Source organism: Streptococcus cristatus (assembly GCF_003944225.1).
Lineage (GTDB): Bacteria > Bacillota > Bacilli > Lactobacillales > Streptococcaceae > Streptococcus > Streptococcus cristatus_K.
The window spans coordinates 252,356-265,551 of the sequence record NZ_RJPN01000001.1 but is presented as its reverse complement, the minus strand read 5'-3'; the positions used below and the strand labels follow the sequence as shown (position 1 = coordinate 265,551).

The 13,196-nt window shown below is 44.8% G+C and carries 15 protein-coding genes; 12 read left to right on the top strand and 3 right to left on the bottom strand.

Translation table 11 applies throughout. The features are described 5' to 3' along the window. Positions 1–2: 2 nt before the first annotated feature. On the top strand, positions 3–416 hold the full coding sequence (locus D8797_RS01425) for a glycosyltransferase (RefSeq protein WP_185780821.1): 414 nt from the start codon (positions 3–5) through the stop codon (positions 414–416). A gap of 36 nt (positions 417–452) precedes the next feature. On the opposite strand, the gene D8797_RS01420 is transcribed toward D8797_RS01425, so the two are convergent. Further along, the gene (locus D8797_RS01420; RefSeq protein ID WP_125378974.1) at positions 453–2,744 is read right to left on the bottom strand and encodes a Xaa-Pro dipeptidyl-peptidase; all 2,292 of its coding nucleotides are present in this window, start codon (positions 2,742–2,744) and stop codon (positions 453–455) included. A gap of 102 nt (positions 2,745–2,846) precedes the next feature. Here D8797_RS01420 and gla point away from each other — a divergent pair, with 102 nt between their 5' ends. The 11 genes from gla (at position 2,847) to D8797_RS01365 (ending at position 11,445) form a co-directional block, all read left to right on the top strand. Then, positions 2,847–3,743 (top strand): aquaglyceroporin Gla, encoded by an 897-nt coding sequence (gene gla, locus D8797_RS01415; RefSeq protein ID WP_125378973.1) that lies wholly within the window; start codon positions 2,847–2,849, stop codon positions 3,741–3,743. Between the two features lie 191 nt (positions 3,744–3,934). Continuing rightward, entirely contained in the window at positions 3,935–4,672 is a 738-nt protein-coding gene (locus D8797_RS01410; protein WP_125378972.1) for a CppA N-terminal domain-containing protein, read from the top strand. Then, positions 4,669–5,601, top strand: a complete 933-nt coding sequence (locus tag D8797_RS01405) for a serine hydrolase domain-containing protein (RefSeq protein WP_125378971.1) — start codon at positions 4,669–4,671, stop codon at positions 5,599–5,601. Before D8797_RS01410 ends, D8797_RS01405 begins: the two co-directional genes overlap by 4 nt. A gap of 179 nt (positions 5,602–5,780) precedes the next feature. Then, a complete protein-coding gene (gene mvk / locus D8797_RS01400) occupies positions 5,781–6,659 on the top strand; it encodes a mevalonate kinase (protein WP_125378970.1) in 879 nt (292 codons plus the stop codon). Next, positions 6,641–7,588, top strand: a complete 948-nt coding sequence (gene mvaD, locus D8797_RS01395) for a diphosphomevalonate decarboxylase (protein ID WP_125378969.1) — start codon at positions 6,641–6,643, stop codon at positions 7,586–7,588. The genes mvk and mvaD overlap by 19 nt, the downstream gene beginning before the upstream one ends. Next, positions 7,578–8,597, top strand: coding sequence for a phosphomevalonate kinase (locus D8797_RS01390; protein ID WP_125378968.1), 1,020 nt, complete (start codon positions 7,578–7,580; stop codon positions 8,595–8,597). Before mvaD ends, D8797_RS01390 begins: the two co-directional genes overlap by 11 nt. Continuing rightward, on the top strand, positions 8,581–9,585 hold the full coding sequence (gene fni, locus D8797_RS01385; RefSeq protein ID WP_125378967.1) for a type 2 isopentenyl-diphosphate Delta-isomerase: 1,005 nt from the start codon (positions 8,581–8,583) through the stop codon (positions 9,583–9,585). The genes D8797_RS01390 and fni overlap by 17 nt, the downstream gene beginning before the upstream one ends. A 176-nt stretch (positions 9,586–9,761) precedes the next feature. After that, entirely contained in the window at positions 9,762–10,052 is a 291-nt protein-coding gene (gene rpsF / locus D8797_RS01380) for a 30S ribosomal protein S6 (protein WP_002896497.1), read from the top strand. 11 nt (positions 10,053–10,063) lie between these two features. Then, the gene (locus tag D8797_RS01375) at positions 10,064–10,558 is read left to right on the top strand and encodes a single-stranded DNA-binding protein (protein ID WP_061908743.1); all 495 of its coding nucleotides are present in this window, start codon (positions 10,064–10,066) and stop codon (positions 10,556–10,558) included. A 40-nt stretch (positions 10,559–10,598) separates the two neighbouring features. Beyond that, complete coding sequence (gene rpsR / locus D8797_RS01370) at positions 10,599–10,838, top strand: 30S ribosomal protein S18 (RefSeq protein WP_000068664.1); 240 nt, start codon at positions 10,599–10,601, stop codon at positions 10,836–10,838. 97 nt (positions 10,839–10,935) lie between these two features. Beyond that, the gene (locus D8797_RS01365) at positions 10,936–11,445 is read left to right on the top strand and encodes a GNAT family N-acetyltransferase (protein WP_125378966.1); all 510 of its coding nucleotides are present in this window, start codon (positions 10,936–10,938) and stop codon (positions 11,443–11,445) included. Positions 11,446–11,477: 32 nt separating this feature from the next. Here the strand turns inward: D8797_RS01365 and D8797_RS01360 are convergent, their stop codons facing one another. Further along, positions 11,478–12,152: a DUF1129 domain-containing protein gene (locus D8797_RS01360; RefSeq protein WP_125378965.1), complete on the bottom strand. Its 675-nt coding sequence runs from the start codon at positions 12,150–12,152 to the stop codon at positions 11,478–11,480. Positions 12,153–12,170: 18 nt separating this feature from the next. Beyond that, positions 12,171–13,115 (bottom strand): magnesium transporter CorA family protein, encoded by a 945-nt coding sequence (locus tag D8797_RS01355; protein WP_125378964.1) that lies wholly within the window; start codon positions 13,113–13,115, stop codon positions 12,171–12,173. Positions 13,116–13,196 lie beyond the last annotated feature (81 nt).

The following is a 13,196-nucleotide window of genomic DNA, read 5'->3' as shown; positions in this document are numbered from 1 at the left end:
ACTTGAAAAATAAGAAGATAAAAGCTTTGCTGTTGGTAGTGCTCTCATCCCTCTTCATCCTAATCGGCTGTAGTGGTAGCCCTAAAATTCAGGGGAAATGGAATGTTCAGGATGTTAGAGGAGAACAAATGACCATTGAAATAAAAGACAAGACCATCATTATCAACGAAGAAGAGTATAAGTATACTCAAAATGCTGTTGGTTTTAAAAATGGGGTGAGTTATTATGGCCTGACTCGGAAAGATAATGGCAAAATATTTTCTATCGTCTTTCCTGAGAAAGATAAAAATGTTGCTATTATGCTAATTCCTGATTCAGACGAGGATTATCTCACAGGCAGTATGCTCTTTGCTATGAACCGCAAGGAAAAGCCGGATTATAAAAAATATGCAGAGAAATATTTCAATCTACAATAAAAGAAAAAGGCGCTGAATTTCAGCGTCTTTTAGATTTTATGACAGTGATGCCATGATTGGCAAGTCTAGGCTGGACTGCTCTAGATCTACTGTCAGCTGATAGTCGGTCTTATCACGGACGGTGTGCTCAAAGTCAGTGGTGTAGAGGACGAGACGCAGTTGGTCGCCTTTTTTCATCTTATAGATCGTTGGTTGCAGTTCAAAGCTACATTCCATCCATTGGTCAGGGGCAACTTCTTCGACTGTCAGCAAATCTGTCCGATTTTGCAGGTTGAGGAAGCCTTTGGTGATAACACGGTGTGGCGTTTCAGCAAAAGGCAGCTCAAGCAGATTGTCCAGCATATAGTAGCGGCCATTGTCCATGACTCGAGGCTCAAGCGGTGTCGGAATCGGAGTGAGGCGTTTGGCTGGTCCAAAGTCCAGTAGCTGGGCAGAAATCAGCCCCTTGTCCGTGCTGGATTTAAGGCGCAGATTGAGCTGGCTCGCTCCGTTGAGGAAGAGGTCGTCTTCCAAAGTCCAATCTAGAGTGATCTGGTTAACCTTGCCGTCAAAGAGTTCGTTTTTAAAGCTTTGGTAGTTTTTGGCAAAACGATTGTAATCTTCTTCTGAATATTGGTTTTGAATCTTTTGAGAGCCTTCACCTAGTTGGAAATGAGCGTAGTTCTTTTGTCCACCAAAGTCTTCCAGAGTTAGCCAATTTTGAGCTTGGCTGTTGTCCTGCCAGATGACTTGCGGCAGTTCGAAGTCTGAGGCATAACCAAGTAATTTTTTAGATAAAAAGGCATTCATGGCTTCGCGGAAGTCGATGGACTGCCAGTTGTTCATGTAAACATGGGCACCGTTATGGAAAAAGAGATGCTTTTTGATGTGAGCTGGCAGAGCTCGGAACATATTATAAACATGGAGGGGCTTGACATTCCAATCCTGAGAGCCGTGAGTGAAGACGACTTCGGCCTTGACCTTATCTGTATGGAGCAGATAGTTGCGGTCATGCCAAAATTGATTGTAATCTCCGGTTTGCCGGTCTAGGTCTTTGCGCTGTTGCTCTAGGCTCCGCTGATAAGTATCATTATGACGCAGGTAGTCACCAGCCCTCAGGTTGCGGGAGTAGGTCAGTTCGGTCAGGGATTCAAAATCCTCTCCTGGGTAACCTCCGGGACTAGTGACGAGACCGTTTTCGCGGTAGTAGTTGTACCAAGAAGAAATCCCAGCTTCGGCGATAATGACTTCCAGCCCATCTACGCCAGTCGTTGCCAGCCCGTTGGACATGGTGCCTAGATAGGAGATACCGGTTGTAGCCACTTTTCCGTTGGACCAAGTAGCCTTGATTTCCCGCTGGCGTGTGTGGTCGGTAAAGGCTCGGCAGCGGCCGTTGAGCCAGTCGATGACATTCTTGTAGGCCTCGATCTGCTGGTAGTCACCACTTGTCATCAGGCCTTGAGAATCTTTGGTTCCCACGCCAGACACGTAGAGATTAGCAAAGCCGCGGGGCAGCAAGTAGTCATTGAGGGTGTAGGTGCCGATATGACCCAATTTTTCCTCGGCTTCAGAGACTTCTTGGGCAGGAGCCGGCGAATCCAGCTGGAGCAATTTGAGCTCAGGATCTTGTACTGTGATTTGATGGGGCTCTTTTTTTGCTAAGTCCACATTCATATCATGGAGAGCCTTGTCGCTGGCCGGATCGTTGGTTCCCTGATGATAAGGAGAAGCGGTCATGACAGCAGGGATTTGCCCTTGGTAACGAGGACGGATAATGCTAACTTTGACCAGATCTGGCTGGCCGTCTCCATCAGTATCCACGCGTGATTCTACATAAACCACCTCACGAATGGCATCATGGCTGGAAAAGGTTGCCAGGCTCTTGCCGTTGAAGTAGTGGTAGGTATTGTCCTCAGGAATCAATCCCTCGCTGACCAGCTTATCAACCAGCAAATTGCCATTTTTTGTTCGAGTGTTGAGCAACTGGTAGAGGTTTTCTAGCAGATCGTCGTAAACGATAGGGAAGTTACTTTCTGTTCGGAATTTCTCAAGATCGGTGAAATCAACAAAAGGTACAAAATCCAAGAGCTGAAGGGCGGTCATATAGAAGACCTCAGCTGTCAGTTCACGGTCTGACTCGAAGAAGGTCAATAGGTCAGTTTCGCTATCAGCTGCCCAAGCTCGAAGCAAGTAGTCAGTATCCTGATAGAGAAAGAAACAGCGTCGTAGGAAGCTTTGGAGATTGTCTTTGTCAGAAAGGTGCGGCTCATAGATGAAGCCCAACTCTGCTAATTCTTGGCGCATAGTGTCTGGATTTGTCTTGCTATAACTATACTGATTGAAGCGCATATTTTTCCCTCTTTTTCTGGTTTTTATTTAAAATGACCTTTACATTATCCATTATACTTGATAAAATATAGATTGTCTAAAAAATTTTAAAGGAGAAATTAGATGGATTTCAGTTGGGCTATTAAATATGCCACGGAATTTTTAGGAACAGCTATCCTTATCATTTTGGGGAATGGTGCTGTTGCGAATGTTGAATTAAAAGGAACTAAAGGTCATCAAAGTGGCTGGTTGGTCATTGCTGTTGGTTACGGTATGGGGGTTATGATTCCAGCTTTGATGTTTGGAAATACCTCAGGTAACCACATCAACCCTGCCTTCACTTTAGCACTTGCGATTAGTGGTTACTTCCCATGGGCGCATGTGGCACCTTACATTCTTGCTCAAGTTTTGGGTGCTATCTTCGGACAGGCTTTGGTCGTAGCGACACACCGCCCTTACTACTTGAAAACAGAAAATCCAAACAATATCTTGGGTACTTTCTCAACCATTTCAAGTCTAGATCACGGAACACCTGGATCTCGTAAAGCAGCAACAATTAATGGCTTTATCAATGAGTTTGTTGGTTCATTTGTTCTTTTCTTTGCAGCGATGGGCTTGACTAAACTTCACTTCGGTGCGGAACTGAAGGTTCTTATTGAGAAGAATGTACAACAACAAGCTGATCAAGCAATTAAAGCTGGTCAGAAAGTAGCAGAATCAGATGTTCAAAGTCTTATTCACAATACATTTGCACAAGCAACAAATGGTTCATCTGCTGTCGCTCACTTGGCGCTTGGTTTCCTTGTTATGGCCTTGGTAACTTCACTTGGAGGTCCTACTGGACCAGGTCTTAACCCAGCCCGTGACCTCGGACCTCGTATCTTGCACTTTATCTTGCCAAAATCAATCCTTGGTGAACACAAGGGTGATTCAAAATGGTGGTATTCTTGGGTACCGGTTGTGGCACCAATTGCAGCTGGTATTGCAGCAGTAGCTTTGTTTAAAGTGATTTACGGATAATATTTATCAAAAGACTGAGAGAAATCTTGGTCTTTTTTATTAGCTTTTGACTAATAGAAAAATGCGATTTGCTTTATATTTTTGATCTGTTAGATTAGGATAGTGGAAATGTTCTGAAAATTGTTGGTTTGCGCATAATTTCTTGTCAAAAAAATGAAAATTTATTACAATAAAATAGTTTGGAGGAAGTTATGAGTGTGAATCATGTTGCAAGAATTGTTCCAGTAATAAAAGTAAATAATCGGAACCTAAATCAAGATTTCTATAGCAAAACGCTAGGGATGAAATCCCTATTAGAAGAAGGAGCCCAGTTGTCTTTGGGCGATCAAACCAAAACAGAAAGATTGATTTTAGAAGAATCTCCAAGCATGCGCTCTCGTCGAGTGAAAGGGGCAAAGAAATTGGCTCGCTTAGTGATCAAGGTGGCACAAGCGTCAGAAATTGAGGCTTTGTTGGCTCGAGAGATTGAAGTTGATAGTTTATATCGTGGGGAAAAAGGTTATGCATTTGAAGCGACTTCTCCAGAAGGCGATCGCATCTTACTCCATGCGGAAGAGGATCTGAGTAGCTTACAACCAGTCGAAAAAACTCCTGCATTTGAAGGGCAGGACGATTTTATCGGCTTGAGTCAATTTGATGTGGAAAATATTGAGCTTCGTGTCCCCGATTTACAGGCTGTCAAAACTTTCTATCAGCCAGTGAGCAATGTCTTGGATTTCCTAGATGTGCAGGAAGCCAAAGGAGAAGATTTGCAAGCTGATAATACGAAAACTTGGGATCTGGCTATGCTCAAATGTTTGATGGCAGACTTTGATGTGGAAAAATTGTCATCGATTTTTGCGACACAGGAATTTTTTGTACCTAAATCTAAAAAATTCTTAGTCAGCCAAGATCGAAATAATATTGAACTATGGTTTGAGCAACTATGACCCAGCGGATTTTAGAAAAGATCGATCAACAACTTGCTGCGGGTCTCTATCCTGGGGCTAGTTTGTCTCTTTATCGTGACGGACGCTGGCAGAGTTTTTATCTTGGCTTAGCAGACCCGGCCAATCAATCAGTAACGCGAGCCGGTTTGGTTTATGATCTGGCCAGCGTCAGCAAGGTGGTTGGCGTAGGGACCTTGGTGGCATTTTTGTTTCAGACTGGTGACTTGGATATCGATGCGCCTTTGCGGCAATACTATCCAGCCTTTCATGATGATCGGGTGACTCTGCGCCAGCTGTTAACCCATACCTCTGGGCTCGATCCTTTTATTCCCAATCGGGATAGGCTCAATGCTCAAGAATTAAAGGTGGCTCTCAATAGCTTGACAGTGCTAGATGACAAAGCCTTCCATTATACAGATGTTAATTTTCTCCTGCTGGGCTTTATGCTGGAGGAGCTGTATGGGGAAGCTTTGGATCGTTTATTTGAAGAAAAGATTTTTAAGCTGTGGGCGATGCAGAAAACCAGCTTTGGGCCAGTAGCTTCTGCGGTGCCGACTGTTCGTGGCGTGAAAGCGGGAGTGGTTCATGATCCCAAAGCGCGTGTCTTAGGCTATCATGCTGGAAGTGCCGGGCTTTTTTCAAGACTTGAGGATTTGCAGATTTTTTTAGAGCATTATTTGCAGGATGAATTTGCAGAGAAATTGAGCCAAAACTTTGCTCTAGAGCCGGGCAAGACACGCAGTTTAGCTTGGAATTTGGAAGGGGAATGGCTGGATCATACTGGCTATACGGGGACTTTTATCATGTATAATCGGGCGGAGCAGAAAGCCGCAATCTTTCTGTCCAATCGCACCTATGAAAAGGATGAGCGTGCCCAGTGGATTTTAGACCGCAATGAACTGATGGATCTAATCAGAAGAGAGTGGTAGCCTCCTCCCTACCGAAGCCAAAGGCCCGTCACTGATGATAAAATAGGATAGAACTCCGGCTTTTGCTTGGAGTTTTTGACTGCTTAACGTGACTTTGTCAGTCAAGATAGGAAAAGATCGCTTTTTTTTCAAAAGTATATTAAAATATAGAAGATAGAAGGAAGAAATAGAGAGAAAGTATGACAAAAGAGAAGGGTGTCGGCAAGGCACATAGCAAGATTATTCTGATGGGGGAGCATTCGGTGGTCTATGGCTATCCAGCCTTGGCTTTGCCTCTCAATAATATCGAAGTGACTTGTCAGGTATTTCCTTCTGAGAAGCCTTGGACTCTCTATGAGGAAGATACCTTGTCCATGGCTGTTTTTGCCTGTCTGGAGCACTTGGGGAAGCAAGGTGCTCAGATTCGTTGCCAGGTGAATTCCATGGTGCCAGAAAAACGAGGCATGGGTTCATCTGCAGCTGTCAGCATTGCAGCCATTCGTGCGGTTTTTGCCTACTTCGAAGAGGCCTTGGATCATGAAACTCTGGAAATTCTGGCCAATCGAGCAGAGATGATTGCCCATATGAATCCAAGCGGTCTGGATGCCAAGACCTGCCTTAGTGATGTAGCCATCAAGTTTATCCGCAATGTCGGATTTTCAGAGATCGAGTTAGATTTGGGCGCTTATCTGCTGATTGCGGATACGGGTATTCACGGCCATACGCGGGAAGCCATCAAAAAGGTGGAAAGTTTGGGTCAGGAGGCTCTGCCCCTCTTACAGGAGCTGGGAAATCTGACGAAAATTGTTGAGAAGACGATCCAGCTCAAGGATTTGCTAACCATGGGTCAGGCTATGACCAAGGCGCACGGCAAACTAGCCCAGTTGGGAGTTTCCTGCCAGCTATCTGATGACTTGGTCGAGCTGGCGCTTGAAAATGGGGCTCTTGGAGCCAAAATGAGTGGCGGTGGTCTAGGTGGCTGCGTGATTGTGCTAATAAAAGAAAAGAAAGAGGCGGAAGACTTAGCCCGTCTTTTGAGAGAGAAAGGAGCCAGCAACATATGGATAGAAAGTCTGTAAGTGTCAAGTCTTACGCCAATATTGCCATTGTCAAGTATTGGGGCAAGGCGGATGCCGAGCGGATGATTCCTGCTACTAGTAGTATTTCCTTGACTTTAGAGAATATGTATACCCAAACCCAGTTAAGTCCACTTTCTGCTGAGGCTGCTGGCGATGAATTTTATATCGATGGGCAATTGCAAAGCCCAGAAGAGCATACTAAGGTCAGTCGGATTATTGATCGCTTTCGGACGGAGCCAAGTGACTGGGTTCGGATTGACACCAGTAACAATATGCCGACAGCTGCAGGTTTATCCTCTAGTTCCAGCGGTTTATCTGCTCTGGTCAAGGCTTGTGATGCTTATTTTGAAACTCATTACAATACTGAGGAGCTGGCTCAGTTGGCCAAGTTTGCTTCAGGTTCATCAGCCCGCTCCTTCTTTGGTCCTTTGGCAGCATGGGACAAGGATAGCGGAGCGATTTATCCTGTGCAAACCGATCTTAAGCTAGCCATGATTATGTTGGTGCTTCATGATGAGAAAAAGCCGATTTCTAGTCGACTTGGCATGCAGCTCTGTGCCGAAACGTCCAAAAATTTTCAGGCTTGGATTGACCAGTCAGCACAGGACTATCAGGATATGCTGGTCTACCTAAAGGATAATGATTTTGAGAAAGTTGGGCTGTTGACCGAGGAGAATGCCCTGCGGATGCATGCAACGACAGAGACAGCCACGCCTCCATTTACTTATCTGACAGAGGAAAGCTATGCTGCAATGGACTTTGTTCGCCAGCTCCGAGGCCAGGGACATCCTTGTTATTTCACGATGGATGCTGGTCCTAATGTCAAGGTTCTCTGTCTTGAAGAGGACTTGGAAGACTTGGTGCCCCTCTTTGCGGCTCAGTACCGTCTGATTGTCTCCAAAACGAAGGAATTGCCTGATGGAAACTAAGATGCAAGTCCAGACCTGCGGGAAGCTCTATCTAGCTGGGGAATACGCTGTTCTGAGCTCTGGTCATGCGGCTTTGATTAAGAATATCCCCATCTATATGCGGGCAGAGATTGAGGCGGCGGACAGCTATGAGCTGGATTCGGATCTTTTTAGCCATAAAGCCAGTCTAGCACCAGATGCGGATTATGCCTTGATTCAGGAGACCATTCAGTTGATGAACGATTATCTCAGCTTGCTGCAACGCCCATTGCGCCCTTTTGCTCTGACTATCAGAGGAAAAATGGAGAAAGACGGGCGCAAGTTTGGGCTGGGTTCCAGTGGCAGCGTGGTTGTCTTGACGATCAAGGCTATGGCTGCCTTTTATCAGCTGCAACTAAGCTCTGACCTCCTCTTTAGACTAGCTGCAGTAGTGCTTCTTAAGCGGGGGGATAATGGCTCCATGGGAGATCTAGCCTGCATTGCTTATGAACAACTGGTTTATTACCGCTCTCTTGATCGGATGGCAATCCGCCAGCGATTGCTCGGCACAAGTCTATTAGAAATTTTAGATCAAGATTGGGGCTATGAAATCAAGCCTATCCATCCTGCTTTATCTTGTGATTTCTTGGTGGGTTGGACGAGAGAACCGGCTATTTCGAGTGACCTTGTCAAGCAGGTTAAGTCGAGTTTAAACGAGGACTTCTTGACTCAAACCCAGCTTCAGGTGGACGGTCTGAAAGAAGCTCTTGAGTCTGCGAATAAGATAGCTGTAAAGAGTAGTCTATCGACTGCTAGCCAACTTTTAGACAGGCTCAGTCCGCTGATTTACACGGAGAAATTACAGGCCTTAAGAGAGGCGAGTCAGGGCTTGGATTGTGTCGCTAAAAGCAGTGGAGCTGGCGGAGGAGACTGTGGTTTCGCCCTGTCTTTTGCTGCCGAAGGTAGCCAAACCTTGATCCAACGCTGGCAAGAAGCTGGTCTGGAATTGCTCTACCAAGAAAGGATAGGTGCTCATGAGCCAAAGTCGTAAAGATGATCATATCAACTACGCCCTAGAACAGCCCCTTGGCTACAATAGCTTTGATGATATAGAATTGATTCATCGTTCTTTGCCAGCCTATGATTTGGACGAGATTGACTTATCCACTCATTTCGCTGGGCGTGACTGGGATTTTCCCTTTTATATCAATGCCATGACAGGTGGAAGTCCAAAAGGTCGAGAAATCAATGAAAAACTGGCTAAAGTGGCAGAGGCCTGTGGCATCCTCTTTGTGACAGGTTCCTACAGTGCTGCTCTGAAAAATCCGGATGATGACTCTTATGCTGTGGCAAAGGATAAGCCTAGTCTACTCTTGGCCAGCAATATTGGACTTGACAAACCAGTAGCAGCAGGCTTGCAGGTGGTGTCGGATTTGAAACCTTTGTTTCTCCAGCTACATGTCAATGTCATGCAGGAAGTGCTAATGCCTGAGGGAGAACGGACTTTCAGAACTTGGAAGCAGCATTTGGAAGACTATGGAAAAGATTTTCCAGTCCCCCTTGTCCTCAAGGAAGTAGGATTTGGCATGGATCGAAAGACGATTGAGGAAGCGCAGGCACTAGGGATTTCAACCTTTGATATTTCTGGTCGTGGTGGAACGAGCTTTGCCTATATTGAAAATCGGCGGAGTGGCCAGCGAGACTATCTCAACGGTTGGGGGCAGACTACAGCTCAAGCCTTACTGGCAGCGCAAGATTGGGTGGACAAGGTAGACCTGCTAGCTAGTGGTGGTATTCGTCATCCTCTGGATATGGTTAAAGCCTTAGTTCTGGGTGCCAAAGCAGTCGGCCTTTCTCGGACTATGTTAGACTTGGTCGAAAAACACTCAGTCGAAGAGGTCATTGCTATTGTAAATGGCTGGAAAGAAGATTTACGGCTGTTGATGTGTGCCCTGTCCTGCCGCAACCTTCAAGAATTAACATCCGTCCCCTATCTGCTTTACGGTCGCTTAAAAGAAGGAGCCGAACAGGTGCAATAATCACTTGCTGGTATGCTTTGTCTAGCTGATAAAATGCTTTAGCAGATCATTCAAAGAAAAGCGAAATTTATTCTTGCTATTTGCAAGGAAATCTAGTATAATTATTATTTGTGAGTGAACCTCACTTACCCCTTGCAGCGTCTTGGGGTCATTAGACCAAAAGGAGGAACATATCAATGGCTAAATACGAAATTCTTTATATTATTCGTCCAAACATTGAAGAAGAAGCTAAAAACGCTTTGGTAGCACGCTTTGACTCTATCTTGACTGACAACGGTGCAACTGTTGTTGAATCAAAAGACTGGGAAAAACGTCGTCTTGCATACGAAATCCAAGATTTCCGTGAAGGACTTTACCACATCGTTAACGTTGAAGCAAACGACGATGCAGCTCTTAAAGAGTTTGACCGTCTTTCAAAAATCAACGCTGACATTCTTCGTCACATGATCGTCAAACTTGACGCTTAAGAAGGTAAATTATGATTAATAACGTTGTACTTGTGGGACGTATGACCCGTGATGCTGAACTTCGCTATACACCGCAAAACCAAGCGGTCGCAACCTTTACTCTGGCTGTTAATCGCAACTTTAAAAATCAAAGTGGTGAGCGTGAAGCGGACTTTATCAATGTTGTTATCTGGCGTCAGCAGGCAGAAAATCTTGCTAATTGGGCCAAAAAAGGCGCTCTAATCGGAATTACTGGTCGCATTCAGACTCGTAACTACGACAATCAGCAAGGCCAGCGTGTCTATGTCACAGAAGTCGTTGCAGACAACTTCCAGCTTCTGGAAAGTCGTGCAAGCCGTGAAGGGCAGCCTTCAGCTGGCTTTGGTGGCGGTGGCTTCGGTGGAAATTCTGCACCAAGCTATGGGAATGCTGACTCATTCAACCAAGTACCGAACTTTTCTCGTGAAGAAAGTCCCTTTGGGAATTCCAATCCAATGGACATCTCAGACGATGATTTACCATTCTAAAAATGGACAAAACTAGAACTATAATATAAAGGAGAATAACATGGCTCAACAACGTCGTGGCGGATTCAAACGCCGTAAAAAAGTTGATTACATCGCAGCAAACAAGATTGAATATGTTGATTACAAAGATACTGAGCTTCTTAGCCGTTTCGTTTCAGAACGTGGGAAAATCCTTCCTCGTCGTGTAACAGGAACTTCAGCTAAAAACCAACGTAAAGTAACAACAGCTATCAAACGCGCTCGCGTAATGGCTTTGATGCCTTTCGTAAATGAAGACTAATATGAATCCCTGCTTCTAGCAGGGATTTTTGCTGTCTTGATGATAGGAAGGGATAGTGCTATAATAGGAGCAACTATCGAGATATGGGAGGCTTGCCATGACAGAAGAACTAGTCATCAGAAAGATGCTTTTTGAGGATATTGAAGGCTTATCGAATGCTCTTATCCAGCAGGGCTGGCCTGGTCGGAGAGAGATTTTAGAAAGCTACTTTCTGGAGCAAGAGGCGGGTGAACGCCAAGTTTTGGTGGCGGTTGTTGGGGAATCTTTGGCTGGTTACATTACAGTCATCCCATTGGCAAAGCATGGGCCTTTTGCTGGTCTTTATCCTGAGTTAACGGATTTTAATGTTTTTGAAAGTTTCCAAAAGCGAGGAATCGGGACAGCTTTATTGGACAAAGCAGAGCAAGCAGCGCAGCATTATTCAGATGTGGTTAGCTTAGGTGTTGGGCTACATAAAGGCTATGGTCCAGCACAACGACTGTATGTAGGTCGCGGTTATATGCCAGATGGGTCAGGAGTTTGGTTTCAAAATCAGCCACTCACGCCCTATGATTCGTGCGATAATAATGATGACTTGGTCTTATACTTTTCAAAAAGAGCAAAATAAAAGAGGTTGAAAAACCTCTTTTTCTATGCTGCTTAGTATTTCGCTGGTCCCATAGTTGCACTCTTGATATTGAAGCGTTTCTTGATGTAGAAACGGAGTGCTAGGGTGATCCCTCCGATGATGGCAACGACGATATTTGACAAATGCGGGTTGAGAGAGTCGGGCAGTAAGCTAGAACCAACAATTGAAAGGGTCCAAAGACCAATGGCTACTAGCATGATAAGGATAGATTTGAGTAGATGTGGACGCTGGCTACGGTCAGTGTCTGGTCCGTAAAAACGGTAAACGAAATGATAGAGGGCGTAGAAAGCGAGACCACCGACAATACTACCAAAGACAAGTGTCGTCATGCCGTAAACAGACGGTTTAGAAGATGCCAAATTAACGATGGAAGTCAGAACGGTGAAGAAACCGAAAATGAAGAGGACGGAATCCAGCATCATCCATTTTGGATCATCGTTTTGTTTTGGATGCTCGGCGTCATAGCGCTCCTTAGTAGTGAGAGAAGAGACCCAGTAAGTTGGTGCACCGTAGAGAGCACGGGCAGGGATACCCTTGGCTTGATTTTCTAAAATGTTTGGAATGATTTCTTCTAAGATTGCTTTTACTTCTTCATCGGATTTGCCATCTTTGAGGAGTTGGTGAGTAGCGATGTGGAGAAATTCCTTATTTTTTTTAGTTAGTTTGTCTGATACTACTTGTGACATGTGAGTCCTTTCTGGTGGTTAGAATAATTTTTTATGGAAGAGGTAGAGGGTCAGAGAGCCACTCAGAGCAAAGGCGATAAACATGATAATCCAGAAGGCATGTGGCTCGCCATTTAGAGGCAGTTCATTATCTTTGAAGTTCATCCCATAGGCTGAGAAAAGCATGGTCGGGATGGACATAACAACGGTTACTAAGGCCAGTGTCTTCATGACATTATTTTGGTTGTTGGAAATAATAGAAGCAAAAGTATCTGTCATGCTGTGGAGGATATTTCCATAAATATCAGCCATCTCGATGGCCTGCTGGGTCTCAATCAGGGTATCCTCCAGCAAATCCTCATCTTCCAGATATTTTTTGATATTGCTGGTAGCGCTGGTCAATTTTTTGATTACGCGCTCATTTGTCTTGAGGGAGGCTTTGAAATAGACGATGGTCTTTTCCAGCTCCATGAGCTCAATCAGTTCTTCATTTCGAGTTGATTGGTGCAGCTGGCTTTCAATCTGCTCACTCTTGCGGTCAATGGAACGCAGGGCTGTCAGATATAGCTCGGCATTGCGATAGAGAATCTGAAAGATAAAACGTGACCGCATGAAAGTATAAAAGTTACGCAAGCGACGGTGGATAAAGATATCCAGCAGGGGCAGCTTTTCCAAGCAAGTCGTGATGATAGCTTCTTCTGTGATGATAATACCAAGCGGGATAGTGACATAGTAAGTCTGGTTATTCCGCTCCTCAGTGATGGGTACGTCTACGATGATCAGTGTGTATTCATCCTCGATGGTGACCCGAGACATTTCCTCGGCATCGAGTGGTGCTCGTAGGTCAGCTATGTCAATGCCAAAGGCGTTTGCGATTTCTAAAGATTCATTTTGGGAAGGATTGACCATGTTTATCCAAGTTCCCGATTCAAGTGTATCAATCTCCTTGAACTCGGTTGTTGTTGATAAAAATACTTGCTTCATATCTCCTCCTAGAATCGTTTATAAGCACCGTCTTATTATACTACAAATTCTAGTCTTTTGGGAAAAAGTTTGCAGAAAAAT